The 26,173-nt window shown below is 50.3% G+C and carries 21 protein-coding genes and 2 tRNA genes; 6 read left to right on the top strand and 17 right to left on the bottom strand.

Annotated elements, in window-relative coordinates:
- Positions 1 to 170: 170 nt before the first annotated feature.
- Both AZF00_RS06635 and AZF00_RS06630 read left to right on the top strand, forming a co-directional pair.
- The gene (locus AZF00_RS06635) at positions 171 to 1,121 is read left to right on the top strand and encodes a hypothetical protein (protein WP_008247185.1); all 951 of its coding nucleotides are present in this window, start codon (positions 171 to 173) and stop codon (positions 1,119 to 1,121) included.
- A gap of 2 nt (positions 1,122 to 1,123) precedes the next feature.
- Positions 1,124 to 2,737 (top strand): hypothetical protein, encoded by a 1,614-nt coding sequence (locus tag AZF00_RS06630; protein WP_040802657.1) that lies wholly within the window; start codon positions 1,124 to 1,126, stop codon positions 2,735 to 2,737.
- Between the two features lie 283 nt (positions 2,738 to 3,020).
- On the opposite strand, the gene AZF00_RS06625 is transcribed toward AZF00_RS06630, so the two are convergent.
- A tRNA-Val gene (locus tag AZF00_RS06625) sits at positions 3,021 to 3,097 on the bottom strand.
- A gap of 59 nt (positions 3,098 to 3,156) precedes the next feature.
- Complete coding sequence (uvrB, locus tag AZF00_RS06620; protein WP_008247178.1) at positions 3,157 to 5,187, bottom strand: excinuclease ABC subunit UvrB; 2,031 nt, start codon at positions 5,185 to 5,187, stop codon at positions 3,157 to 3,159.
- A gap of 199 nt (positions 5,188 to 5,386) precedes the next feature.
- Here uvrB and AZF00_RS06615 point away from each other — a divergent pair.
- Both AZF00_RS06615 and AZF00_RS06610 read left to right on the top strand, forming a co-directional pair.
- Positions 5,387 to 5,462 (top strand) — tRNA-Asn (locus tag AZF00_RS06615).
- Between the two features lie 142 nt (positions 5,463 to 5,604).
- Positions 5,605 to 6,372 carry a tyrosine-type recombinase/integrase gene (locus AZF00_RS06610; RefSeq protein WP_008247176.1) on the top strand — a complete coding sequence of 256 codons (768 nt, stop codon included), beginning with the start codon at positions 5,605 to 5,607 and terminating at the stop codon, positions 6,370 to 6,372.
- 93 nt (positions 6,373 to 6,465) lie between these two features.
- On the opposite strand, the gene AZF00_RS06605 is transcribed toward AZF00_RS06610, so the two are convergent.
- Complete coding sequence (locus AZF00_RS06605; RefSeq protein WP_008247174.1) at positions 6,466 to 8,031, bottom strand: Fic family protein; 1,566 nt, start codon at positions 8,029 to 8,031, stop codon at positions 6,466 to 6,468.
- 701 nt (positions 8,032 to 8,732) lie between these two features.
- Here AZF00_RS06605 and AZF00_RS06600 point away from each other — a divergent pair.
- Entirely contained in the window at positions 8,733 to 9,236 is a 504-nt protein-coding gene (locus tag AZF00_RS06600) for a DedA family protein (RefSeq protein ID WP_008247172.1), read from the top strand.
- A 113-nt stretch (positions 9,237 to 9,349) separates the two neighbouring features.
- Here the strand turns inward: AZF00_RS06600 and AZF00_RS06595 are convergent, their stop codons facing one another.
- Positions 9,350 to 11,836, bottom strand: coding sequence for a TonB-dependent receptor (locus AZF00_RS06595; RefSeq protein WP_008247165.1), 2,487 nt, complete (start codon positions 11,834 to 11,836; stop codon positions 9,350 to 9,352).
- A gap of 260 nt (positions 11,837 to 12,096) precedes the next feature.
- On the opposite strand from AZF00_RS06595, the gene AZF00_RS06590 reads away from it, so the two are divergent.
- The gene (locus AZF00_RS06590) at positions 12,097 to 12,474 is read left to right on the top strand and encodes a hypothetical protein (RefSeq protein ID WP_008247164.1); all 378 of its coding nucleotides are present in this window, start codon (positions 12,097 to 12,099) and stop codon (positions 12,472 to 12,474) included.
- A 37-nt stretch (positions 12,475 to 12,511) separates the two neighbouring features.
- On the opposite strand, the gene AZF00_RS06585 is transcribed toward AZF00_RS06590, so the two are convergent.
- From AZF00_RS06585 to serC, 13 genes are all read right to left on the bottom strand, one after another.
- Complete coding sequence (locus AZF00_RS06585; protein WP_008247162.1) at positions 12,512 to 14,287, bottom strand: SLC13 family permease; 1,776 nt, start codon at positions 14,285 to 14,287, stop codon at positions 12,512 to 12,514.
- A 4-nt stretch (positions 14,288 to 14,291) separates the two neighbouring features.
- On the bottom strand, positions 14,292 to 15,257 hold the full coding sequence (locus AZF00_RS06580) for a hypothetical protein (RefSeq protein WP_062383463.1): 966 nt from the start codon (positions 15,255 to 15,257) through the stop codon (positions 14,292 to 14,294).
- Between the two features lie 51 nt (positions 15,258 to 15,308).
- Complete coding sequence (pyrF, locus tag AZF00_RS06575; RefSeq protein WP_062383460.1) at positions 15,309 to 16,019, bottom strand: orotidine-5'-phosphate decarboxylase; 711 nt, start codon at positions 16,017 to 16,019, stop codon at positions 15,309 to 15,311.
- A 9-nt stretch (positions 16,020 to 16,028) separates the two neighbouring features.
- On the bottom strand, positions 16,029 to 17,225 hold the full coding sequence (locus tag AZF00_RS06570; RefSeq protein ID WP_008247155.1) for a tetratricopeptide repeat protein: 1,197 nt from the start codon (positions 17,223 to 17,225) through the stop codon (positions 16,029 to 16,031).
- A 6-nt stretch (positions 17,226 to 17,231) separates the two neighbouring features.
- Complete coding sequence (locus AZF00_RS06565) at positions 17,232 to 17,528, bottom strand: LapA family protein (RefSeq protein ID WP_008247154.1); 297 nt, start codon at positions 17,526 to 17,528, stop codon at positions 17,232 to 17,234.
- A gap of 81 nt (positions 17,529 to 17,609) precedes the next feature.
- Positions 17,610 to 17,906: an integration host factor subunit beta gene (ihfB, locus tag AZF00_RS06560; RefSeq protein ID WP_008247153.1), complete on the bottom strand. Its 297-nt coding sequence runs from the start codon at positions 17,904 to 17,906 to the stop codon at positions 17,610 to 17,612.
- 106 nt (positions 17,907 to 18,012) lie between these two features.
- On the bottom strand, positions 18,013 to 19,695 hold the full coding sequence (gene rpsA / locus AZF00_RS06555) for a 30S ribosomal protein S1 (RefSeq protein WP_008247152.1): 1,683 nt from the start codon (positions 19,693 to 19,695) through the stop codon (positions 18,013 to 18,015).
- Positions 19,696 to 19,829: 134 nt separating this feature from the next.
- Positions 19,830 to 20,516 (bottom strand): (d)CMP kinase, encoded by a 687-nt coding sequence (cmk, locus tag AZF00_RS06550; protein WP_008247151.1) that lies wholly within the window; start codon positions 20,514 to 20,516, stop codon positions 19,830 to 19,832.
- On the bottom strand, positions 20,513 to 21,829 hold the full coding sequence (gene aroA / locus AZF00_RS19460) for a 3-phosphoshikimate 1-carboxyvinyltransferase (protein ID WP_050985162.1): 1,317 nt from the start codon (positions 21,827 to 21,829) through the stop codon (positions 20,513 to 20,515). Before aroA ends, cmk begins: the two co-directional genes overlap by 4 nt.
- Positions 21,830 to 21,854: 25 nt before the next feature.
- Positions 21,855 to 22,763, bottom strand: coding sequence for a prephenate dehydrogenase/arogenate dehydrogenase family protein (locus tag AZF00_RS19455; RefSeq protein ID WP_050985161.1), 909 nt, complete (start codon positions 22,761 to 22,763; stop codon positions 21,855 to 21,857).
- The gene (hisC, locus tag AZF00_RS06535) at positions 22,756 to 23,859 is read right to left on the bottom strand and encodes a histidinol-phosphate transaminase (RefSeq protein WP_008247143.1); all 1,104 of its coding nucleotides are present in this window, start codon (positions 23,857 to 23,859) and stop codon (positions 22,756 to 22,758) included. Before hisC ends, AZF00_RS19455 begins: the two co-directional genes overlap by 8 nt.
- Before the next feature lie 43 nt (positions 23,860 to 23,902).
- On the bottom strand, positions 23,903 to 25,048 hold the full coding sequence (pheA, locus tag AZF00_RS06530; protein WP_008247142.1) for a prephenate dehydratase: 1,146 nt from the start codon (positions 25,046 to 25,048) through the stop codon (positions 23,903 to 23,905).
- A 4-nt stretch (positions 25,049 to 25,052) separates the two neighbouring features.
- Complete coding sequence (gene serC / locus AZF00_RS06525; protein WP_008247141.1) at positions 25,053 to 26,132, bottom strand: 3-phosphoserine/phosphohydroxythreonine transaminase; 1,080 nt, start codon at positions 26,130 to 26,132, stop codon at positions 25,053 to 25,055.
- Positions 26,133 to 26,173 lie beyond the last annotated feature (41 nt).

Genomic DNA, 26,173 nt, shown 5'->3' with positions numbered 1-26,173 from the left:
AAAGAAAAATTTTACTTATCTTTATTGCACTTAGGTATTTATGCAGCTAACTACCCCGTTTTTCTGGATTTTCCTTTCAGCTTTTTCGCAGTAGTCCCGTGTCGTTAAAGGCGCCAGTTGTATAACACGAACTGTCTAATTTTCAGACTCATTGCCTTGCCGAGGACCCTATGTTGAAGCAGACATTGTTTAAGCGCACCTTGTCGATACCGTTTTTACTCGCTACCACACTACTAACCGCAGCCTGCGTCTATCGAATGCCCCCCGCTCCGATCTATCAAGAATACAAGGACGCGATGCAACCAACGACATTTGACTATTCGCTGCCCGCACTCGCCCTGCCTGGCTACGAAGACTTAAAAGCGGTATTTCTCGCGAACCGTGAAACAGCTAGGCCTGAAAATCATTTAAATACCGATCTGTCGAACTATGAATTGTGTGGCAATGTCGATGCTCCAGACCCAAATATAACAAGACCAAAGAGCGGCAAGAAACGCTCATTGATGGCGTCAGCACGTTCGGCGCCAAAGACGACCTTCGTTAACGGCTATGTTGTTTATGAGGTCTATGCCCCAATTGGGCAATGCCGAAGCTGGAAACAATCCGACCATTATCTTCACTCTATTCAACAGCGCGAAGCTAATATGGGGGAGAAAGATCACATCGGCATTCAGGAAGATTGGCAGCGCAGCCAAGTGAATAATCAGCGCCACTTTGTTTTGGGCTATGGAAAATTTCAAACGGTTTCCTCAACATTTTTGGACAAGGCTACAGAGGAGGCTGCCGCGGGTGACCAATACGCCGCAGATATGAAAGAGGATTTCATGAAGCCGAGATTTACCTTCAGCGCGGTACTTTCTTACCCCAGTGGTATTGAGGGTAAGCGTGACACTGTCACCATTGTCGACCTCGCTGATATCAGCGGTAAGTTTACCACTATGGTAGTGACGCATATTGATGAGCAACGTAAGAAGATATTCAGCTACGACGCCGCGGAACTCAAAAGCGTGTTACGGATGAAGAATGGGCAAATTCACGGCTTATATGAAATAAGTGATGGAGCGAATATCTGTTATGAGGCGGGTATCGTGGTTGAAAAAGCCAGCTGTGAGGCCTTTTAATAATGGCTATTTATCGAATTTCCTGCACCTTGATAACGGCGTTTGCTTTGCTATTACTGGCAGCCCCGAGTATGGCCAAAACCATTGCTGTTAGACATTATGTCGAGCATTGGGCTTACGTGCCCCTCGCCATGCCTGTGGAGCGGTGTAAAATCAGTGTGGTCAACGGTGAGTTTGCCTGCCCAGAACACGATCTGTGTCTACGGGGTGATTGTATCAATGGTGTCGGCACCAAGCAGACCCGTGATGGCAACCTTAGCTACCATGGCCGTTGGCAGCAGGGCAGACCTGTGGCTGGGGAATACACTGTGACTTATCGCGGCCAACAGTTCCGGTCGGTTTACGATGAGCAAGGCCTTATTCTTGAGGGTTTTCTTCGTTCTAGCGACGCATACTACGGCGAACCTGATTATTTTGTCGGCACCTTTAAGCACTACCAGCATCCCTTTACCCAAAAAATCATACCGCTACCGGATTCCGGCACTTATTACTTTGCTAGCGGCGTGAGCTTGCAGGGTGATTTTATCGCCATCCCCACTGTTGGCTCGGCTGGTCGTGACGACCTTCAGGGCAGTGGCCCTATCGAACTGAAAGACGCGTTTAACTTGTTCTTTGTCGGCACAGTGACTCTTGGTGACGAGAGCGAGACAGGTATTTATGTGCAGCGCGAATATTCGGTGGCCGAACCTCTGGATATGATGCCCTCTGATAAGCCAACTATCGAAAAAATATACGAGGAGTACCAAGCCGAGGTCGCACAATATGAACGCTACCAAGAGCGTAAACAACGTACAAAACGTCGCAAAGAACAGGAGCAAGCGCGCAAGGCAAAAAACAGTATTCCTTGGGACAAAGTCTTTGCGCTGGCAGCGGGCGCTGCGCTAGCGAACTCAGCGGATATGCCAGCAGACGCCAAGTCAGAATTTATCACCGCGTACAGCAAAGACGTACTGAGCGGCTCGACAGATAACTTGGCGGGCATGCAGTCCCGCTATGGTGATAACCGCTCAGTGGATGAAATTTTTCGAGAAGGGAATAGGGAATTACAAGCCATCGTAGATCAGAAGGTGGCTGCTTATGAAGCCGCTCAGAAGCCGGTTTCTGGGGCTTCAGCAACAGGCTCTAACACAGCGATGTTCTCACCGTCATCACCAGATGAATCGACGGCCGCGAACACCATGATACCGTCGGCAGGGTCGGGATTTAATAGTGCTGGCATGGCTGGCGCAGCTAAGCCGAAAACGGCAGCGCCGCTGTGCAGCAGTTTTAAGCTGACCTCAAATCGCAGCCACAACACGGTGGTTAACGGTACCAGCGTTAAGTTGAGTACCGACATCGCTCCCTCTATCGCGGGAACCTACTGGTTTAGAAACGCCCCCAAGGGCGAGTCGGGCACACGCATGGTCATCAAGCCCGGCGGCAAGGCGATACGTTACGAACCCGGTAGAGAGGTCAATTTTTCATGGGCCATTGCCCTACGCGAAGACGGTAAGCTGGAGTGCCCAGGAGGACGGCTGTTAGTGGCTGTAAAGTATGAATCCGGTGAGCAGGAACACGAAGTAGCGTATATCCGTGACGGCAAGGTTTGTGTAGGAGGCATGTTCTTCTGCCGCTGATTTAGAGCGCGGCGTAGCGTTCGTTCTGGTGCGTGGCTTTACCGAAGCGCTGGATTACTTGAAAAAGCCTAGTGGCTTTTTTGAAACCCGGCGGGGCTGCGCTTTCGGCTTAGTTCAAATTACTGGCGCAATGAGTGATCAAAACTCGCTAGGGCCACTTTTGACCCTACGGGCGACCTAAAGGTCGTCCAAATTGCTGGCGCAATTTGTCGAAGAGGTTCCTTCCGTACATAACCTACCAAACACAAAAAAGGCCCACTATTTAGCGGGCCTTTTTTATGTTTGGTAGGACTACCCAGATTCGAACTGGGGACCTCTACCATGTCAAGGTAGCGCTCTAACCAACTGAGCTATAGTCCTATAAAGGACGCGCATTATAGTCACGGTATTTGTGTAGTTCAATAGTTAATACGGATTTCCTAGGTGGTAAAAAACCGTTGTTTAATTTCTGATAATTTATCGCGCACATTGGCTGCCGCTTCAAACTCGAGATTTTTGGCATGTTTTTGCATATCTTGCTCGAGCTTTTTAAGGAGCTTGGCCAGTTCGGCTGTCGACATCACCGCCGCATCCTGCAAGTAGTCTCCGGAAGGCTCAGCTACTTTGCGATTGTCTTGGCGATTGTGCTTTTTGCCTTTTGAGCCAGGGATCGCGCCAGCGTCGAGAATATCTTCTACTGACTTTTTAACACCAACAGGCGTGATATTGTGTTTTAAGTTGTGGGCGATTTGCTTCTCGCGGCGACGTTCGGTTTCACCAATGGCACGCTCCATTGAGCCAGTGATGCGGTCGCCATAAAGAATTGCCTTGCCGTTGAGGTTACGTGCTGCGCGACCAATAGTTTGGATTAATGAACGCTCGGAGCGCAGAAAGCCTTCTTTGTCGGCATCCAAAATCGCCACCAACGAGACCTCAGGCATATCCAAACCTTCTCGTAACAGGTTGATCCCCACCAACACATCGAATTTACCCAAACGCAGATCGCGGATAATCTCTACTCGCTCGACCGTATCTATATCGGAGTGAAGGTAGCGAACGCGAATACCGTGCTCATCTAAATACTCAGCCAAATCCTCTGCCATACGCTTGGTGAGCGTCGTGACCAGCACCCGCTCACCCACGTCGGTGCGCTTAGTGATTTCAGAGAGCAAATCATCGACCTGCGTTGTGGCAGGTCGCACTTCAATTTGCGGATCGATCAAACCGGTTGGCCGCACCACCTGCTCGACTGTACGCGCAGAGTGCTCTGCCTCGTAATTGCCCGGCGTGGCCGACACCATAATCATTTGCGGCACCAAGCGCTCCCACTCTTCAAAGCGCATGGGGCGATTATCCAGTGCCGATGGCAGGCGAAAACCGTATTGCACCAAGGTCTCTTTGCGTGAGCGGTCACCCTTGTACATGGCCCCGATCTGAGGAATCGTCACATGAGACTCATCCACCACAACCAAGGCATCTTTAGGCAAGTAGTCAAACAAGGTCGGCGGCGCTGCGCCAGGCTCTCTACCGGAAAGATAGCGCGAGTAGTTTTCTATACCATTGCAATAGCCCAGCTCGCGAATCATTTCAATATCATAGCGAGTGCGCTGCTCAAGACGCTGAGCTTCTACCAACAAATCATTCTCGCGAAGATGCTTCAGTCGCTCAAGCATTTCCTCTTCTATAAAATCCACCGCTTTAAGCAGAGTATCCCGAGGGGTCACATAATGGCTTTTGGGGTAAATCGTGACGCGTGGAAATATCCCAAAAGACTCCCCTGTTAAGGGATCGAAACCAGTGATGGAATCAATTTCGTCATCAAACAACTCCACCCGCACCGCGTCTTTTTCGCTGTCGGCGGGAAAAATATCGATCACGTCGCCACGAACACGGTAGGTACCACGCTGAAAGGCAATATCATTGCGCGTGTATTGCAGCTCAGCCAAACGACGCAGCAACTGACGCTGGTCGATTCGCTCGCCCCGCACCAAATGCAAAATCATTTTGAAATACAGCTCGGGGTCACCCAAACCGTATATCGCCGACACCGAGGCAACAATAATCGCATCAGAGCGCTCCATCAGCGCCTTAGTCGCCGATAAGCGCATTTGCTCAATATGGTCGTTAATCGAAGCATCTTTTTCGATAAACGTGTCTGAAGCCGCAACATAGGCCTCCGGCTGATAGTAATCGTAATAAGACACGAAGTACTCAACCGCGTTATTGGGGAAGAATTCTTTAAACTCACCGTAGAGCTGGGCCGCCAAGGTCTTATTCGGCGCCATAACGATAGTCGGCCGCTGCAGCGACTCAATCACATTGGCAATGGTGAAGGTTTTACCTGAGCCCGTCACCCCGAGTAGGGTCTGGGCATGGAGCCCCGCGTTCACGCCCTCTATCAAGCCGGCAATCGCCGCAGGCTGATCGCCCGCTGGGGCGAATTTAGACACTACTTGAAAAGGTTTAGACATCCACCGGGCACTCGCTGCAGAAAACCACCCATAGTACCCCTCTACCTCCCCGCCCGCAAAGATGCTGCAAACTAGTCGTCACTTCGCGCTAAGCGGCGGAATTTGTTCAGAAAACCACCAATACAACTTTTTCTTCGACAAAGGGTTGACGCACTTAGGAAACCTCCTTAATATGCGCGTCCTCAGCTGTTGAAGCTGATCCGCCTTAGCTCAGTTGGTAGAGCAAATGACTGTTAATCATTGGGTCGCTGGTTCGAGCCCAGCAGGCGGAGCCAAATCTAAAGCGCCGTAACTCGTTGAGTTATGGCGCTTTTTGTCTCCAAAGCGGTTTTGTTTGATGGTTGGCTAGCACCCCATTAACTATCGCTGAGCACACTCTGAGCACACAAGTTCTCAGAAGTGCCAAGGAGACCTTCTATGGCGTCTATCCGCAAGCTGAAAAGTGGAAAATTTCAGGCTATCGTGCGCCTAAAAAACCTCAAGCCTGTCTACGGCACCTTCCCAACAAAATCTAAAGCCAAACAATGGGCGCAATCTGTCGAATCGGATACTGCACTGGCTCGCAAACTGGCTTACAAAGGCGAGCTTCCACTAGAACATGCTGTTCAAATTGACTCCGGCAAGGGCACACTGTCTTGCGTGGTGCCGACCTTCGACAAATGGATCGACGATTACTATTTAGCTGTAGCCAAGAAAGGCGACGCTTCAGCATTCGGCAGAGTAAGCTATTGGCGGAAGCTATTTAGCGGGCAATTGGTCACCGACATTACCCCAGAAGATGTCGACGATGCTCTTATAGCCCTGTCCGCCAAAGGTCCAAGCGGCAAACCACTCACGGGCTCCACACCCAACCGCTATAAAAGCAACCTCTCCAGTGCGTTTATAGAGTTCAATAAACATCCTGTCTTCAAGCGGCTGCGATTTTCCAACCCCGTTAACAGCGAGTTTGTTTCAAGCTTTTCAGAAAACCCGGCCAAGAATCGCTTTTTATCTCCACAAGAGCAAAAGCGATTGCTGGCCGTCGCCGAACAGTCCCACTGGGACCGCCTACATTTGCTGGTCTTATTCGCACTAACTACCGGCGCCCGCCGGGGAGAGCTGCTTGGCTTGACATGGCAAGACATCGATTTCAACAAACTGCGGCTTACTGCTGAAACTATGGTTAATTATCTTTTTTCACGGTGAGTTTAGTGTGCATGAAGAATGCTCAGTAATGAAAGAAAAACCAACACCTAAATAAACGCAGACGCGCCAGCACATGTTGCATATACCCACCACTTAACTTGCCGCCATACCGAAGGACTGACGAACTTGCGCTTCTCCACTGGCAATCTCTTCTGCGGTCATCCAATGAAAGTGACTTTGCTGCTTGGTTTTAGAAAGCCGGCCGCCGCCTTGATGCACTACCCGCACAAATAGCTCAAGACTATGAGCAGGCCAGTCGAGCAGCTTATTCAATGATTGACAGGCTTTGTCGAAACCAAGGAGAAAGTCTATCTCTTGCTGTAGATCTTGCTCAACAGTGCGCTCTAAGGCTTTATATAAAAACTCTGCCTGCTCCGTTGCGTCAAAGAAACGGAAGTACACGGCGTCATTACCCACTGCATGAATATCCGGTGTATCTGGCGAATAATGGGTGCGCGCCCTAATCGGTTTTGAAAAAGCCTCCAACACCTCTATGTATTCATCGAGATTCGCTAAAATTACTGCGGAAACAGGTAGGACAATTCCCTTGGGAGTAAACCCGGCGTTAGCCAATACATCATGTATCAAGTAGCGGTGGATACGGCCATTACCATCCATGAATGGATGAATAAACACGAAACCAAAGGCGATAATTGCAGCATATACGACTGGATCACATTTGAGCCGCATCGCCTCATTTTCCGCTTCTGAGACGATACCGTCGCCAACCGTACTTTGCACAAAGTTAAGCAGCCTTGCGCGTGCGGAGGTTTCTTGCAAGCCCATCATCAAGGCGGGAACATCTTCTGGTCGCGGAGGTACGAAGTCGATCTGTTGTCTGTAGCCGAGATCTCTGCCCACCCAATTCTGTTGCTGACGCCAAGTAAACTCATGGAATCGCGCATCAACCACTGCTTGCTGCAACTCTACTAATCGGTCTTCTGTAACATCTAAGCTGGTGTCGGCTTCGCGTAACAGGTCTGCAAAGCGCTGAGCCCGATCTGCAGAGGGCTTCTCACGCTCTACTTCAAAGGAAGACTGAGTTTCCTTTAAATACAAAAATGCTGCCGCCCGGCGCAGTAGATCTTGATCGTACTGAGCCAAGGTCTCTCGCGTTCGCTGCCGCAAGTCTTTGTTAATCATATCCGTAAGGAAGTTGGTTCGACGCACCATCGGACAAAAGTCAGGTGTACCGAGCAAGTTATTCACTACGCGATAACGTGTATCCCGCTGGGAAACACCTGAGCCAAACTGAAGCTCGGTATCAACCACATCTACATAACGGGGGCGAGATGTTACTGGTTCATCGATTGGTAACTGACTTGCACATAACCATTCGTACAGGAAGCACACTCGCCGCGCATAGGCAGAGTTGGGGCTTTGGCTTATCCAATCTACCAACGGCTCGGTTGCGATGGCCGGAAACAGTAAAGCGAGCAACTGTAAGTTGACCCCCTCATAACGCAAAGCAAACTGAAGATGGCCCACTAAACTATTGTCAGGCTGATATCGCTTTTCAAATAACTGGATACGATGCGTACCTAGATCCTGTTGCGTACGACCACGCGTACTAGAATCGATATAACAATGTTGCCATAGATCGATTACGGGAAGTTGGTATTGCTCTTTAAGCCAGCTATAGCCTATAACTGTTCTCATAGTTGTCCATTTGCACCTATAGCGATCTGAAATCAGTTCGCATCTTCAGAAAATAGTTCGCGATTACTGATTATGCAAGAGATTCTATCGCAATATCATCTCCGCAGCCATTTTTCAGAAGACCTAGCTATTAGCGAACGAAATGACGAGTAATGCGAACAGTTTTCTGAATCGTTTACTACGCGCTAAACACCAAGCTTACACCGCATGAATGAGGTTAAGGATGTAACACGGACAGCCGCTTATTTAAGATTTATGTGGGCTAGGAGAATAACAGGAGTTGAGTACCACGACTTTACTACATAGTTTTGGCGGTGTGCTTGAGCACACTCTGAGCACACTTACTAACAAAACCATCCCAATCCGAGCCCACCCACCCGATTGCAAGCTATTGATAACTAAGCTAAACTCACTTCAACCAACTCATCAAACCAGCCTGTTAATCATTGGGTCGCTGGTTCGAGCCCAGCAGGCGGAGCCAAACAAATAAAGGGCTTACCGAAAGGTAGGCCCTTTTTTGCATCTGGACTCCAGCTCTACGTTCAATTGCCTGCCATCAATATGGTCGCATCATCAACAATAAATACCTCACCGCCCTGTCCTATAAAAATGTCACCGCGATAACTCACACTCCCCTATTACTACTTGTGAGCAAAATCAGCTCGGTGCACACTGCGTGATTAGCGACAAAGGAGAATGCCTTGGATGCCATTCTTGCATGGATAAGTGACAACCCCAGCTACAGCCACTATTTGGTGTTTAGCCTCGCCTGCTTTGAGGCCGCCGTAGGGATAGGTCTATTTATCCCCGGCGCAGTACTACTAAGCATCGCAGTGTTTCTTTACACACAGCAGCTTATTCGCATCGAAGAGCTACTTCCGCTCGCGTTTGCCGGTGCAGCAATTGGCGACCAAAGTGGCTATTGGATTGGACGGTGGATCGGCCCAGCATTCCACACCACCGCTTTTGCAGGACGAAATCGACAACACATTGAACGCGCTGAAACTTTAATTCGTCGTTACGGCTGGGGCGCTATTTTAATAGGGCGAATAATTCCCGCAATCCGGAGTATTGTTCCACTCATAACCGGTATCAGTGGCTACAGTGCTCTAAAATACATTCTTTTTGATTTACTGGCCGTTGGCATCTGGACCTTATTACTGGGTTTGGCCGTGGTCGGCACTAGCGGATTATTTGCCAGCTGAACATGCCTGCCTGACGACGAGATGTACGGCGGAGCGCAAACATAAATTATCAATGCCGCGCTCGTGGACTTACCCCCAACCTCTGGTAAATAGAGGTCAACCTAGCCTTTTGGCTACCAGTGGTAATTCGCCTGTAAGGCGATGCTCCGAGGCGCCTCCAAAAAGGCATAATGCCCTTTTGAACCGAAGATGGTATACGACGTAGGAGTATCATTCGCGTAGGTGACAATGGTTTCGTTTGTCAGATTTTTACCGACTAAGGCAACATCCCAACGCTTATCCAAAGCGCCAATGCCGATACGGCCGTTCCACTTCACATAACCATCTTGAGCAACCACCGGGTCGAGGTTCTGCGACGGGTTGTAATCATCGGTGAAAATGGCATCCAAGCTAATACCAATACCAAGCGTAGCGGTGAGCGGCGCTCGCCACGCCAGCAACACATTTCCCGCCCAGTCAGCAACATACTGATTGGTTTTTCCAGAGTAATCACAATTGACACCATCGGCCGCAGTCGGCGGCTGACCCGCAAGACACTGGCCATTTTGGTAGTCTTCGAACTCGAAATCCAACAATGCCAGCGCACCCGCTAACATCAGCGACTCAGTGATTTGCCAGCGGCCATCCAACTCCACGCCCCGAGTAATCGCGCTCGCCGCATTACCCACATTAAACCCCAAGGTTCCATCAAAAACGCTAACCTGAAGATTATCGTAACGCGTATTGAATAGCGCAACATTCAGCTCAGCCGCGCTGTCGAACAGCGACATCTTTGCGCCCAGCTCTATACTTTCGGCCTCCTCTTCCTCGTATTCGAAAGTACCAATCAATACCGGCCTAGGACTCATATCAGCTGGCGCATTGGGATTTTGTGGCACCGGATCAGCACTCGGCGAGGCGTTTGAGCGCGCATCAAAGCCGCCGGATTTAAATCCCCTACTCCATGTTAAATACGTCATGATATCCGGGCTAAAATCGAACTGCAGATTAATCGACGGCGAAAACTGCGACTCTTGCCGGTCGCCCTTGAGATCGTGACGCTCGGCCGCAAAACTAATAGCCGAAACGGTATCGGTCTCACCAAAGGGACGCTCGCTGTAATCTAAATAGCCAAAGCGGAATTTGCGGCTGCCGGTCTTTTTCTCATAGGAATAGCGACCACCCAAGGTCAAGCGCAAATCTTCACGCATATTCCACGTAGCTTGCATAAAGCCCGAGCCCAACATCGAGTCGCTGTTAAAATTGCGCGGCGACGTCAAATTGGCGATCGCATTCCCCGCGTCACCAATGCCAACGATCTCCTCTGGCGAGCTTGCCAGCGGATTAGGGTCACGATCGCCTCGCGCGCCACCTTCCGTTGCATCAGCCGCATTTAATAACTGCACGATGAGATCGGAATCAACAATAATGCTATCGAAAAAATACAGCTCATTTTTCTGAAAATAAAGGCCGGCAATGTATTCCCAATCCCGACCAAGCGGCGACATCCAGCGAAACTCCTGACTGATCTGCTCGTACTCTTCCTTCAGTACCAGCTTAAAGCCTTCCGCCGCGGTAAAATCACAATCACAAAGGTCATCATACTCATAAGCCACGTAGGCCGTGGTAGCCGTGAACACGTGCTCATCACGCTGCCAATCTGCGCTCAGGGTGAAGTTTAAAGTGTCATTGAAACTATAATCGCCATTTGAGGAACGCTTGAAATCTTGATGGTTATTGCGCACGGAATCATGGCTATCAATAGCCAATACACCAGGCACTTGAGTGTCATCAGTGATCTCGGCATAAGTCCGCCCAGCAAATAGGGGGTTAGAGCTGTTTGACGCGCCGTCATCAATTATTTCTACCTGACGACCCAGGACGTCGAATGCCCCGACTTCTCCTTTCACCGTCACTGTTAGATCGTCGGCGGCGTCCCACACCAGCTTCAGGCGCAAGGTTTCTTCTTCGCTGTGAGGCTCATTGCGACCGAGGGTGAGATTCTCAACATAACCGCCAAATTCACGTTTGCGCGCCGAAAAACGTAAACCCACCGTATCGGAAACTGGGCCCGACAACATGAGATCAAAAACCTGTTCATCGTATTCCGGCTCGTATACGGCCGACACCATGCCTTCAAACTCATCACTGGGTCTAGCGGTAATGATACTGATCGCGCCAGCGATGCTGTTCTTACCATAGAGTATATTCTGTGGCCCGCGGAGTACTTCAACACGAGCAAGATCTAGAAAGGGCGCGCGAGCAAGCTGAGCTCGACCATAATAAACACCATCGACATACATACCAACTGACTGCTCAAAGCCCTGATTAATACCTGAACCAATACCACGAATATAAATAGCTGTTCCAATGCCGTTCTCGGACATGGTCAGATTCGGCACATAAGCCTGAAGATCCTGAATCTTATTTAGCCCCGCCTCCATCATTTTCTCGCCCGACATCGCGCTGACTGAAACCGGCACATCTTGGAGACTTTGCTCACGCAATTGCGCCGTAACAATGACCTCTTCTAGTACAGCACTATGAAGAGTAGATGGTAGAAGCAGTAAAGCAGCACAACAGGCACTACTAAGAAATTTAGGGATACAGCGCTTAAGCATAAGGACTCCAGACGCACATTTATTTTTATTGTAGAGTAAGCAAAGCCAGTATAACTACACAGTGCGGCAAATCAATGTATTAGTGGTGATGACATTAAACCCTGCCCCAGCACGCGCAGCCAAATGACGCAGCAATTACATCGCCAGCATGCAGGCTGAATCGAAGCCGCTTTATTTGAACAACATCCGCCTTAGCCATTTTTGCGGAGACTGGGCTATACTCACCGCTGACTACCCTTGTTATTATTGCGAATAAATCAATGCTGAATAGCCCCATGTGGAAACCCAAAAGTGCCATTTTCAGTACAACGATAAGTATTGTGCTACTGAGCAGTGGTCTGACAATTTTGCCAGCGCAGGCGGGTCCTGAATTTAGCAATGCTCACAAAAAAATCGAGCGAGCCATTGAAACCGCGGCGAGTAAAAGCCCAGTAGATGCAATGTGGCTTCGACACGACGCCTTATTGATTGCAGTCGACAAAGACAAAACTAATGCCAAAAATTACGCTAAAGACATTTGTGAATTTTTGGCGGAAAATGGCTTTGCAGCGCAGCACACAAGCGTCGTTATTGCCGACCAAGCCATGCTACGCAAGCGCAATCAAGTCATAAAATTAAGCGAGCTACGCTGCGATTAAACCGAGGTTTGAGGTTTACGCTTCTTAAGAGCCCGTCTCAAAATGGCCAGACCAAGGGAACAATCAGAATAGTCGTCACCCCCACCAGAACAGTGAGCGGCACCCCAATTTTAAAGAAATCGCTAAAACGGTAGTCGCCTGGGCCGTAAACCATAAGATTGGTCTGGTAGCCAATAGGTGTCGCAAAGCTCGCTGAGGCCGCCATCATCAAGGTGACCGCAAAAGGCAACATGCTAACCTCAAGCTGCTGACTCGCCGCCAATGCGATGGGAAATACAATCACCGCCGCAGCCAAATTTGAGATCACTGCTGAAAATAATGTAGTCACAACAAAAATTGCAACCAAGGTTGCGATAGGGGAACCCGCCGCAGCCCCTACAATTTCCCCTGCAATAACAGCAGCCGCACCGGTAGATTCCAGCGAACCGCCCAGAGCTATCGATGCGGCAATGACAAGTAAAATCTGCCAGTCCACACTCCGACGCGCATCGGCGGCACGAATACAGCGAGTAGCTACCAACAGCCCCGCCGCGAGAAAAGCGGCCTTGAGCATCGACAACCAACCAACGGCAACAACCGCAACCATTGCAACCATGATAATACCCGCACGGAAACGATGCTCATGACGCACTGGTCGCGAGTTTTCTATTTCACTAACCAGTAGAAAATCCCTTGAATAACGCTGGTTTGGCACAAAATCCTCATAGGCCTCAAGCAACAAGGTATCACCTGGCTCTAATTCGACATCACCAATTCGGCCCTTAAGCTGCTCACCATTGCGGGAGATCGCGATAATCGCCGCACCGTAATTGTTCCGAAATTTCATGTCCCGAACCATACGCCCCAAGTGGGGAAAGTTCGGTGATATCACCACCTCGGCCAAGCAGCGCGATAAATTATTTTCGCCTAATTTAAAGGCCTGATCTTCAGCTAAACGCAGGCCGTGGAAATTTTTCAAGTCCACCACTGAACGCACATCACCCGCAAAGATCAGGCGATCCCCCGCCATTAGAATTTCTTTGGGTGAAACCACCGTCATTAAGCGCTCGTCACGCACGATTTCAATAAGGAACATGGCGGGCAATTGCCGTAAACCAGCTTCCTCAATCGACTGGCCAATCATAGGGCTACTGTCGTCCACCATCATTTCGACAATATATTGACGGGTATCGCCAAAACGCTCAGATTTTCCTTTGCTCGACGGGAGCAAGCGACGGCTTGTTAAAATGGTAAAGCCAATAACCAAAACAACACATGGCAAGCCGACCCACGCCAGATCGAACATACCTAGCGCTTGTTCTGGAAGCGAATGCAGCAACATACCGTTAACGACTAAATTGGTACTGGTGCCAATTAAGGTGCAGGTACCGCCGACAATCGCGGCGTAGCTAAGGGGAATCATCAACTGAGAAACAGGCAAATTATTGCGCTTTGCCCAGTCTCGTACCGCAGGAATCATCATCGCCACAACGGGGGTGTTATTGAGAATCGTACTAAAGGCCGCCACTGGCGCCATTAGACGAAGCTGGGCTACCCGCGCCGACTTTGGCCGGCCCAACATACTATGCGAAATCCAACTGACCACACCGGTTTCAGAGAGCGCTTGAGCAACAATAAACAGCACGCCAACCGTGACCATGCCCTCATTCGACATCCCCGCTAACGCCTCTTTTGGAGATAACACCCCGAGCAATAGCAAGACCACAACGCCACCGCATAAGATCATATCTGGCGGGCGACGGCTAAATATTAAGGCCACTAGGCAGGCAGAAATGACCCCCAAAACAATCCATGCATCAACGCTGAACATCATTAAATTACATGTTCCCGTAGAAGGACTGGAAGCGATCAATAAAATTAGTGAGACTGGTCATTGGCAAGTCGTTAATACCCGCCGCTGCCGCACGGCCACCACCGGTGGCAAATTGTCGACAAAACTCATCGGCGCCGCGCTTATTATTTAAGGGGGCACGGATACTGACTAGATAGTTGCCATCTTGCTTTTCAGTGAGCACGGCGTGAGCACGATCGGGACTATCATTGGCGAGGTCATTGCTATATACGCCACTCACCCTGCGTGCCCAGCGCTCGTCCGGCAGTATAAATACCGCCGTCGCCTTATCGCTGTGAGCCGCTGGCAATTCACTGGCGGCGCGCATATCGTTTTTATAGCCTTCTTCAAGCTGAGAAAAAGTTTCCTTCGCTTCGAGCATAAAAGCTCGCGGACTCGCAAAGGGAGCAATGCTGCGATAGAGCGTTTCAGGATCAAAGTGCAAATCTTCAATACTCGCGCCATAGCCATTGTAATTAAGGTAGATTCCCAAATTCTCGAGCAGCTCTAATTCAGCAGCGCTGAGGTCAAGGGGCTTAGCCACCGCCAAGGCGCTATTGCGCAAATTATCACCAAAGGCGCCAACAACGGCCCACTCTGCAAATTGGCCCTTTAGCATGCCATTTACCAATAAACTGGTACACACGTCAGACGCCGTATTGATGTGCGTAGTTAACTTAGCATGCTGCGGAATATCACCAGCAAAATGGTGATCCACGTAAGTTACTTCGGCGCCCGCCTCCAGCGCCGCCACTAAACCCACGCGGTTTTTATCGAGCGACACGTCCAGCACCGTGAGCTGATCGCCCTCGCTAACCGTTACCCGATCTAATAAATCGATATCACGTTTTACGCCGGTAACAAGACGACTCTCCACCGGACTTGCATTGCGCAATTGCACCAGCGAACACAAACCGTCGGCATCGCCGTTAAACACATCTATATAAGCCACATTAACTTCCTTATTTTTTAAGCTAGGCCATTTAACCGAATGTACTCTAGTTCAATAGCCCAATGATTGATTTATAGCCTTGAGGGCCGCCAAAGGGTTCGCGCTACGCGTAACTGGCCGCCCAATAACTAAATAACTACTGCCCATCGCCATCGCGTCGGCGGGTGTCGCTACCCGCGTCTGGTCACTGAGTTCGCTTCCGGCCGGGCGTATTCCTGGCGTCACCAGCAAAAACTGGTCTGAACTTTGAGCCCGCAATATTGGCGTTTCCTGTGCAGAGCAGACTACACCATCTAAACCACAGTCGGCAGTCAACGCCGCGAGCCGCGATACCTGGGCTGGCGCGTCACCTGCCACGCCAATAGCCGCCAATTCATCACTATGCATCGACGTTAATACGGTGACAGCAATCAGCAAGGGCGCGTCTTTACCGTAGGGCAGCAAGGCCGTTTTAGCAGCCGACATCATTTTTGCGCCGCCACTGGCATGCACATTCACCATCCACACCCCGAGTTCAGCTGCAGCAGCCACTGCCGCCGCCGTGGTATTGGGAATATCGTGAAATTTTAAATCGAGAAATACTTCAAAACCGCGCTGCTGCAGGCTTCTTACTACCTCTGGGCCAAATAAAGTAAAAAGCTCTTTACCGACTTTTAGACGACACTGACTTGGATCCAATTGATCAACCAGCGCATCTAATTCGGCACGCCTTGCAAAATCCAAGGCAATAATGACTGGGGAAAGTGGTGTTTTTGAACTCATAATATTTGCTTAATCACCCTGGGTTCCACGAATGGGCGTTATGGTACCCCACTGCTCACAGCTGGGACACAACCAGTGTAACTTTTGACCGGAAAAGCCGCACTGTCGGCAGCGATAGGCCGGGCGCTCTGCGCGCAATTTCAGCAAAACCCCCTGCACCAGCTCCAGAGTTTGGCCGCTTCCTGCCGCTGGTTGCTCAAGCACCTTTGCCAATAAACCAAGGGTAGGCCGCTGCCGCGCAGCATCTAATAAATATTGAAGCGTTAACTCACTGCCATCCTTGGCCGCCATCAACTCTGCCGCCTCAATAATAAAGGCTGAGCTCTCGGTATTTTTAGCAATACCAAGCAAGGCATCTAAATAGGCGTCTCGCCCGCTAAAACGAGCAAAGGCTTCGCGAAACAAAGGCAGCATTTCCGAGCTAAACGCCGCCTGCCTATCGATTGCGGTATGCAGCAAGTCCAGCGCCAGCTCGGGCTTATTTTGTTTTAGTGCAATATTGGCCGACAACATATAGGCACGAACATTATCTCGGTCAAACTGCCGGGCGCTTTGCAGAGCCGCTATCGCCTCTTTGTAATTGTGCTCGGCCAACAGCAACTGGGCTTTTTCGCAATAAAAATGACTTAAGGCGCGCTCAACTCGACGATCCGCAGGCCCTGCCACAGGGGCTTTTTTCAACCAACTGCGGGGTGGCAAGCGGCGCAGCGCGACGGCTATAGCGTGATCCCATTCGCGCTCTGTTTGATAAATATGCTGCAAATGCTCTAAGGCATCAGCGCGAAACACCTCCGACTCATCAACCACATCTTTCAATAAGCGCTCAGCGCGATCTAACACACCGGCAGAAATATAATCTCGAGCCAGCTCTAAGTGAACTTGATGAAGTTTTTCTCTGGGCAGGCTTGGTCGCGACAACAAATTTTGATGAACACGGATCGCGCCATCAACCTCACCCTTACTACGCAGTAAATTACCTAGCGCCAAATGAGTAGGAAGTGTTTCAAGATTGACAGGCAAATCATTAATTACTGTCATCACCGCAGCATCGGGCTGCTCGCTCAGCAAGTAATTAAGACCTTTATAATACGAGCTACTAGTCTCAGTGTCTTTTTTCCCCGACCGTGGCCGATAGCAATAACCCGCTAACCACCCCGCTGACACTGCGACCACAAAAAACAAAAACTGCAGTAACTCATTGCTCATTTAAACTCAGACACCCGCACCACGACTCTCCACAACCGCTTTACCGGGCTTAGCAGCCAACTGGCGGCGCAGACTCAACCGGGATGCCTGAAGGCGCAATATGGCAATTGACGCTGCCAATAGACCGCATACGCCACCCAAAAAGAACGCGAGTATTATCCAAGTTGACAGACGTTGTGCGGGAAGCTCTGCAACCAGGATATTCAGCGGCACAAGCACATCGTTTTCGAGGGTAAAAAGTAAACCCAAGCCCAGCACAGCGAATAATAATACCAGCACTAATATCGAACCAATGAGGCGCATCTAGTTTCATCCACACAAAAAAAAACGATATAGCCAAAGACCATACCGTTTCTTAAAAAATAACGCCAGCAGATACCGCAACTAAGCGCCTGATTGAATGCTCAGGTTTACCCGCTCACGTAATTCTTTACCAGGTTTGAAATGAGGAACATATTTACCAGGCAGCTCAACTGTATCACCGGTTTTTGGATTCCGCCCCATGCGAGGCTCCCGATAGTGCAGCGAAAAACTGCCAAAGCCGCGTATTTCTATACGATCGCCAGTCGCCAAGACCTGAGACATATGCTCAATCATGGTTTTTACTGCCAGCTCAATGTCCTTGTGAGACAGCTGAGGCTGGTGCTCTGCGATTAGTTCTATTAACTCGGATTTGGTCATTGCTTGTTCCCGTTGTCGCCAACATTCAAGCCTAGCTTAGCATTATTTTGCATATAAGCCAGATAGTTACGCGCACTTATCACGATAAGTGCGCGTCACGCAGACCTTAGTCTTTGTTTTCCATCTGAGCTTTGATCAAGTCACCGATAGTAGTTGCAGGTGCAACGGTCTCAGTGTCCTTCTCACGCAGTGACTTAACTGCTTCTTTCTCGTCGTCAACGTCCTTGGCTTTAATAGACAAGGTCATTGCGCGATTCTTGCGATCAACACTGATAATCTTAACTTCAACGGTCTCGCCCACTTTCAGGACGTTACGCGCATCTTCAACTTTATCACGGCTGATTTCAGAAGCTTTCAGTACGCCTTCCACTTCTTCGCTCAATACGATGATAGCGGCTTTAGCGTCAACTTCTTTAACAACACCATTTACAATGGCGCCTTTGTCATTTTCAGCAACGTAGTTAGAGAACGGGTCGTCTTCAAGCTGCTTAATGCCCAAAGAAATACGCTCGCGCTCAGGATCGATAGACAGGATTACCGTCTCAATCTCGTCGCCTTTCTTGAACTTACGCACGGCTTCTTCGCCGGTTTCGTTCCAAGAAATGTCTGACAAGTGAACCAGACCGTCGATGTTGCCGTCTAGACCGATGAAGATACCGAAGTCAGTAATAGACTTGATAGCGCCCTTGATCTTGTCGCCTTTAGTGAACTGGCCACCGAAAGCATCCCATGGGTTCTGCTGGCACTGCTTGATACCCAAAGAAATACGACGACGCTCTTCGTCGATATCCAGGATCATTACTTCTACTTCGTCGCCAACATTAACCACTTTCGATGGGTGAATGTTTTTGTTGGTCCAATCCATTTCTGAAACGTGAACCAAACCTTCAACGCCTTCTTCAATTTCAGCGAAGCAGCCGTAGTCAGTCAGATTAGTAACCTTGGCTTTAACACGTGAATTCTCTGGGTAACGGCCTTTGATAGCCACCCATGGATCTTCGCCAAGCTGCTTCAGACCCAATGAAACGCGGTTGCGCTCACGGTCGAACTTAAGAATACGAACGTCAATTTCGTCGCCAACATTCACGATCTCGCTTGGGTGCTTAATACGCTTCCAAGCCATATCGGTGATGTGCAACAGGCCGTCAATACCGCCCAAGTCTACGAATGCGCCGTAGTCGGTCAGGTTCTTAACGATACCTTTAACAATCATGCCTTCTTGCAGAGATTCGAGTAGCGCTTCGCGCTCTTCGCTGTTTACGCTCTCAAGAACGGCGCGACGAGAAACAACAACGTTGTTACGCTTCTGGTCCAGCTTAATGACTTTGAATTCGAGTTCTTTGCCTTCGAGGTGCGCAGTATCGCGAACCGGACGAACGTCAACCAATGAACCGGGCAGGAAGGCACGGATGCTGTTGATGTCGACAGTAAAACCACCTTTTACCTTGCCATTGATGATACCGATAACGGTTTCTTCAGCTTCATAGGCAGCTTCAAGAGTAGTCCATGCTTCAGCACGCTTGGCTTTTTCACGTGACAGTTTAGTTTCGCCAAAGCCATCTTCTACAGACTCTAAAGCAACTTGAACTTCGTCACCAATTGCCAGAATGAACTCACCGCTTTCGCTCAGAAACTGCTCGCGAGGAATAACACCCTCAGATTTCAGTCCGGCGTGAACGGTAACCCAATCACTGTCAATATCGATAACAACACCGGTTACGATTGAACCGGGTTTCATATCAATGGTTTTTAAACTTTCTTCAAATAGATCAGCAAAGCTCTCGCTCATTAGTCATTACCTGAGTATTAATAGTGGCATCGCCACCGTATCGCCGTGTATCCAGCTTACACGGGTCAATTCATATTGCCCCAAAACAACGCCAGCTGGTATTTGCGCTGTCTGTGACGGTTTTTAGCTGACTTTTACAAGCCAAGCTGACGAATCTTGGCTTCTGCCAACACCCGTTCGAACACTTCTTCGATCCCTAAACCACTGCTATCAAGTTGTATCGCGTCAGCAGCGGGCTTTAAAGGAGCCAGTTCGCGCTCAGAATCTCGCTTATCGCGAGCCTGAATCTCCAATAAAAGGGTCGCGAGATTAACATTATCACCCTTTGATTTCAACTGCTTATAGCGCCGCTCGGCGCGTTCCTCTGCGCTGGCGGTTAAAAATATCTTGAGCGGTGCATCGGTAAACACCACCGTACCCATGTCCCGGCCATCAGCGACCAGCCCCGGCGTTTGCGCAAAATCCCGCTGACGCTGCAATAAGGCGCTGCGCACGGCGCCCAAAACGGCGACTTTCGAAGCGAGCAAACCGGTTTTCTCGGTGCGCAGCTCGCCGCTCACGTCATCGCCTTCCAGCAGCACCGAGGTAGGTTCACCTGATTCACCGGGCACAAACTGTACATCTAAATTTTTGGCCAGTTCAGCAACTGCCAGCTCATCGTCTAAAGCTATGCCATGACGATCGGCAGCCATACCCGTCAAACGGTATAAGGCACCACTGTCTAATAAGTGCCAACCAAAATGACGCGCCAAGGTCTGACACAAAGTGCCTTTGCCGGAACCGCTGGGGCCGTCAATGGCAATAACGGGAACATTACTCATGAGGCATTCTCTGCATCAAATTGCTCGATCTGCATCCCCAAGCTCGCCGCCAATTCAACAAAGTTCGGGAATGAGGTCGCTACATTATCACAATCCTGTATCCGAATTGTTTCAGTCGCGCGCAGCGAGGCCACCGCAAAGGACATGGCAATACGGTGATCGTGGTGGCTATTAACTGTTGCACCGGTGATTTGACCGCCTTCAATCACAATACCGTCTTCAGTCGGTACAGCCGAAATACCCATCGCCTGCAGACCATCGGCCATGACTTGAATTCGATCGCTCTCTTTAACACGTAACTCTTCGGCGCCGGTCAATACCGTGCGGCCTTCGGCGCAGGCTGCTGCGACGAAAAGTACTGGGAATTCATCTATCGCCAAAGGCACCTGATCTTCCGGGATATTAATACCCTTAAGCTTGGCATGGCGAATACGAATATCTGCCACTGGCTCGCCACCCACTTCGCGTTCGTTAAAGACAGTGATATCACCACCCATAGCGCAAAGAATATTGATGACGCCAACGCGGGTGGGGTTAATACCAACGTGCTCAAGGGTTAAATCGGCATTGGGGCAAATACTCGCCGCCACCATAAAAAAGGCCGCCGAAGAGATGTCCGCTGGCACGTCAATGTGTACTGCCGACAAACGACCGCCACCCTGAAGCGTGGCCACGGGGCCCGTGACCTGAACGTCGTAGCCAAAACCACGCAGCATGCGCTCGCTGTGATCTCGAGTGGGCGCTGGTTCAGTGGTGCGGGTTTGACCTTCCGCGTACAAGCCAGCCAGCAGCACGCAGGATTTGACCTGAGCACTGGCCATGGGTAGCACGTAATCAATACCCTGTAATTTACTGCCGCCGCGCAGTGTTAAGGGTGGACGACCACCCTCACCGGTTTCAACCACCGCGCCCATTGCACGCAGCGGCGCCGCCACGCGTTCCATCGGCCGCTTGCTCAGCGATACGTCACCAGTCATGGTGACATCAAAATTTTGCCCCGCAAGTAAACCCGCCAGCAGACGCATCGAGGTGCCAGAGTTACCCACATACAAATCGCCCGCAGGCGCTTTTAAGCCATCGCGGCCGACACCGTGAATCACTACTCGGCCATTTTCCGGGCCGTCGATTTGCACACCCATGGCCTGAAAGGCTTTCAGCGTCGACAGCGCATCTTCACCTTCAAGAAAGCCATCAACGGTGGTGGTGCCATCAGCAATCGCGCCGAGCATAATGGAGCGATGGGAAATAGATTTATCACCGGGAACACGGGCTGTACCGCGCATCTGACCACCGGGCTGCAATAGGAATTCCACGATTAGAGTCTCTTTAATAAGCTAATTAAGATGAGGGCGATTTCTTTTGCCGACAGAGGTACTGCCCGAGAAAGTGTTCGTCGCGAGCGCGCTTAGCACGATCAAAGGTGGCATAAAGGGTTTCGCCATCGCCGCTGGCAATGGCCGCACGGACTTTGTCTAAATGGGCACTAAAATCATCTATGCCCTGTAATATCGCGTCTTGATTGGCAAGAGCAATATCGTGCCACATGGTTGGGTCGCTGGAGGCAATACGCGTAAAGTCGCGAAAACCACCGGCGGCAAAACGGAAAATATCCGCGGCAGAACCATTCTGAGCGAGGGCATCAACCAGTGTATACGCTAGCACATGAGGCAAATGACTTGTCGCCGCCAGCACCGAATCGTGCTCAGCCACATCCATGCACACTACTTCGGCGCCGCAAGCTTCCCACATGGTCTGTATCAGCGCTGTTGCAGCTTCGGCAGTCGTGGCTAAAGGCGTCAGAATCACACGGTGATCTAAAAACAAATCGGCGGTGGCAGCTTCTACACCACTCTGTTCGGAACCGGCAATGGGGTGACCCATCACAAAATTTGCAGGCACTTCACCAAACACCCGTTCGGCAGCGCGCAGCATATTGCCTTTTACACTGGCAACATCGGTGACAACCATCGACGGCGTCATTAACGGTGCCAGCTCAGCCAGTACTTTTTCAGCAATCAAGGTCGGCGTGGCAATGACCACCACATCGGCATTAGCGACAGCCTCTTTCATATCAAGAGTCCACGCGTCGATCACACCCAGCGCTAAACCTCTTTCTAAGGAGGCTGCGCGGCGTCCCGTGGCAACCACCTCACCTACCGCACCCTGCGCTTTTAGTGCACGAGCCAGTGAGCCACCCATCAGTCCAAGACCGATAATGGCGAGTTTATTGATATAAAACTTAGGCACTCAACACCTTTTCCAGCGCAGCAAGAAAGCGCTGATTTTCGTGTTTAAGGCCAATCGACACCCGCAAGTGTTTGGGCATTTGATACACGCCAACCGGCCGCACAATGACGCCTTCACGTAACAGCGCTTGATAAACCGGCATCGCATCACCAGCCAACTCAATAGCGACAAAATTACCCAACGAGGGAATATAAGCCAGACCTAGCGTATCCAAACCTTGACATAGCTGCTGCATACCGTCGCGATTGACCTGCTGACTACGCTGCAAATAATCATCGTCATCCAGCACTGCAAGGGCCGCCGCCAAGGCCGGCACACTAACATTAAAGGGCGCTCGCACTCGGTTCAGCAAATCGGCGGTTTCAGCGCTACTTATACCATAGCCAATACGCAAACCAGCTAGGCCGTAGGCCTTAGAAAAAGTACGGGTAACAATAATATTTGAATAGGTCTTTAAAAAATCGAGACCATCCGGAAAGTCATCGGCGCCGGCAAATTCAATATAAGCCTCATCAAGCACCACCATCACATGGTCTGGCACTTTGGCGAGAAACGCCGACAATTCTTTGCAATTTAAGTAATTGCCAGTGGGGTTATTGGGGTTGGCAATAAACACCACACGGGTATCGGCTTCAATTGCCGCCGCCATGGCATCAAGGTCGTGACCCCAGTTTTTCGCAGGCGTTACTATCGCGCGGGCGCCCACGGCCTGTACGGCGATGGGGTAAACAATAAAGGCGTGCTGGGAAAATACGGCTGAGCAGCCTGGCCCGAGAAACGTGCGCGCAATAAGGTCAAGCACATCATTCGAACCATTGCCGAGAGTAAACTGCAGCTCAGTCACACCTAATTTTGCTGCCAATTTTTTCTTAAGCTCAAAACCGCTGGCATCGGGGTAAAGATGCAGATTTTTTAAGGCTTTTTCAGCCGCAGCCAAGGCCAGCGGTGACGGTCCCAGCGGGTTTTCATTGCTGGCCAGCTTAACAACATCGCTTAAACCCAGCTCGCGCTGCAACTCTTCAATCGGTTTGCCCGGCTGGTAGGGCTGTAAACCACGCACACCGGCATTCGCCAGCGCAAATACATCGCAACTCACTATTCAGTTACCTTCCGCATTAGGGCTAGGGGCAAACACATAACTAAAGCGCCGCCTTGGGGTAAGAACCCAAGACTTTAAACATAATGGAGTGCTGCTCAATGGTATTGAGAATATCGATAATTTTAGGATCGTCGCGATGACCTTCAAATTCGATAAAGAACACATAGGTCCACGTCTCGCTACGCGAAGGTCTGGTATCTATCCGGGTTAGCATGACATCGGCTTGCTGGAACGGCTCTAACAGCTTAAACAACGCTCCTGGGCGGTTGCGAGCAGAGACCACCAAGGACGTTTTATCACGACCACTGGGCGACACATTCTCGCGACCAATAATAAGAAAACGCGTGGTATTGTCGGGCTGATCTTCGATATTACCCGCCAAGCGCTGCAAGCCGTATTGGCTTTCCGCCAAATCCCCTGCAATCGCAGCGACGCCCTCCTCCTCTGCCGCCATTCTCGCGGCTTCGCCATTACTGCTTACTGCAGCGCGCTCAATACCGGGGAAATTCGCATCCAACCAGCGGCGGCTTTGCGCCAAAGCTTGTTGGTGAGCACAGATACGCTTTATTTCTTTGCCAGAAGTTTGGCTGCTTACCAAAAGGTGTAGGCGAATTCGCAGTTCAACTTCACCGCAAATCTTTAGTGGCGAATTAATAAAAGCATCTAAGGTGTGAGAAACCATTCCCTCGGTAGAGTTCTCTACCGGCACCACGCCATAATGGCACTGACCGGATTCTACTTTGGCAAACACACCATCAATAGACGCCTGAGGCAAACTGATCACCGCGTGGCCAAAGTGCTTCAATGCCGCTGCTTGGGTAAAGGTGCCGCCGGGGCCGAGATAAGCCACTTCCATCGGCTTTTCCAGCGCCAAACACGCCGACATAATTTCGCGAAAGATAAACGCGACAGTGTCGTCAGCCAAGGGGCCCTTATTGGCCGCCTTCACCCGCTCTAAGACCTGAGCCTCACGCTCGGGGCGATAAAACAATAATTGCTGGGAGCTATTGCTGTCGCCACTGGACTCAAACTGCTGGGCCGCCGCGAATTCAGCCAATTTAACTTCAGCCACTTGCTGGGCACAGCGGGCGCGTCTATTCAATAACTCGTGTATCTGGGTATCGATGCTGTCGATATCCTTACGCAGGGTATTGAGATCTACTGGCGACGTTTTACTTTCACTCATAGTCTTAGCTGTTCTGCTCGGCGAAGGTTTTCATGTAGGCGATTAAGGCATCTACTGCTTCTTCTGGTACCGCATTGTAAACACTGGCGCGCATACCACCCACAGAGCGGTGGCCTTTCAAATTCAGCAGTCCCGCTTCTTCAGCACCGGCAAGGAAAGCTTTGTCCAAGCTTGCGTCTGCCAAAACAAAGGGAATATTCATCAGCGAGCGGCTCGCCACTTCAACGGGGTTGCTGTAAAAACCGCTGGCATCAATATAGCTATACAGTTTTTCTGCTTTACGGCGGTTAAGCACTTCCATCGCTTCCAGACCACCCTGGGCCTTCAGCCATTTAAATACCAAACCCGCCAAATACCACGCCAAGGTTGGCGGGGTATTGTACATAGAGTCATTATCGGCAGCCGTCTTGTAATCCATCATCGTTGGCGTCATCGCGTTGGCTTTACCCAACAGGTCTTTGCGCACAATAACGATGGTCAAACCGGCAGGGCCGATGTTTTTCTGGGCCCCGGCGTAGATCAAGCCAAACTTATTCACATCGACCGGACGCGACAAAATAGTCGACGACATATCGGCGACTAAGGGCACCTTGCTTTCTGGTGTCCAGAAAAACTCCAAACCGCCAATCGTTTCATTTGGCGTGTAATGCAAATACGCCGCATCTTCGCTCAGATTCCAGCTATCAAAAGCAGGAATTGTGGTGAAGTTAGTGTCTTCTGAACTGGCGACCACATTCACTTTGGCATAGCGCTTGGCTTCTTTAATGGCCTTTTTAGACCACTCACCGGTATTCACGTAGTCAACAACCTTGCCTTCACCCATCAGGTTTAAAGGTACGGCAGAAAATTGGCTGCTAGCGCCGCCTTGCAAGAACAGCACGGCGTAGTCGTCGGAAATCCCCATCAACTCGCGCAGATCGGCCTCAGCCTCATTGGCAATACCAACCATCTCATCGGAGCGGTGGCTCATTTCCATTACTGACAAACCGCGCCCTTGCCAATCCAGCATTTGCTCGGCGGCTTCAGTTAATACGGCTTCAGGAATAGAAGCTGGGCCTGCACAAAAATTAAAACGACGTGCCATTTACGTTGCCACTCCAAAGATTAAAAATTAAATAGCGGCAG

This window comes from Zhongshania aliphaticivorans (assembly GCF_001586255.1).
GTDB lineage: Bacteria > Pseudomonadota > Gammaproteobacteria > Pseudomonadales > Spongiibacteraceae > Spongiibacter > Spongiibacter aliphaticivorans.
Note: the sequence above shows the minus strand (reverse complement) of the source record. Positions and strands in the feature narration are given on the sequence as shown.

Coding starts and splice junctions, on each gene's coding strand:
- AZF00_RS06635 (WP_008247185.1), top strand. CDS start 171: ATGTTGAAGCAGACATTGTTTAAGCGCACCTTGTCGATACCGTTTTTA.
- AZF00_RS06630 (WP_040802657.1), top strand. CDS start 1,124: ATGGCTATTTATCGAATTTCCTGCACCTTGATAACGGCGTTTGCTTTG.
- uvrB (WP_008247178.1), bottom strand. CDS start 5,187: ATGTCTAAACCTTTTCAAGTAGTGTCTAAATTCGCCCCAGCGGGCGAT.
- AZF00_RS06610 (WP_008247176.1), top strand. CDS start 5,605: ATGGCGTCTATCCGCAAGCTGAAAAGTGGAAAATTTCAGGCTATCGTG.
- AZF00_RS06605 (WP_008247174.1), bottom strand. CDS start 8,031: ATGAGAACAGTTATAGGCTATAGCTGGCTTAAAGAGCAATACCAACTT.
- AZF00_RS06595 (WP_008247165.1), bottom strand. CDS start 11,836: ATGCTTAAGCGCTGTATCCCTAAATTTCTTAGTAGTGCCTGTTGTGCT.
- AZF00_RS06590 (WP_008247164.1), top strand. CDS start 12,097: ATGCTGAATAGCCCCATGTGGAAACCCAAAAGTGCCATTTTCAGTACA.
- AZF00_RS06585 (WP_008247162.1), bottom strand. CDS start 14,287: ATGATGTTCAGCGTTGATGCATGGATTGTTTTGGGGGTCATTTCTGCC.
- pyrF (WP_062383460.1), bottom strand. CDS start 16,019: ATGAGTTCAAAAACACCACTTTCCCCAGTCATTATTGCCTTGGATTTT.
- AZF00_RS06570 (WP_008247155.1), bottom strand. CDS start 17,225: ATGAGCAATGAGTTACTGCAGTTTTTGTTTTTTGTGGTCGCAGTGTCA.
- AZF00_RS06565 (WP_008247154.1), bottom strand. CDS start 17,528: ATGCGCCTCATTGGTTCGATATTAGTGCTGGTATTATTATTCGCTGTG.
- ihfB (WP_008247153.1), bottom strand. CDS start 17,906: ATGACCAAATCCGAGTTAATAGAACTAATCGCAGAGCACCAGCCTCAG.
- rpsA (WP_008247152.1), bottom strand. CDS start 19,695: ATGAGCGAGAGCTTTGCTGATCTATTTGAAGAAAGTTTAAAAACCATT.
- cmk (WP_008247151.1), bottom strand. CDS start 20,516: ATGAGTAATGTTCCCGTTATTGCCATTGACGGCCCCAGCGGTTCCGGC.
- pheA (WP_008247142.1), bottom strand. CDS start 25,048: ATGAGTGAAAGTAAAACGTCGCCAGTAGATCTCAATACCCTGCGTAAG.
- serC (WP_008247141.1), bottom strand. CDS start 26,132: ATGGCACGTCGTTTTAATTTTTGTGCAGGCCCAGCTTCTATTCCTGAA.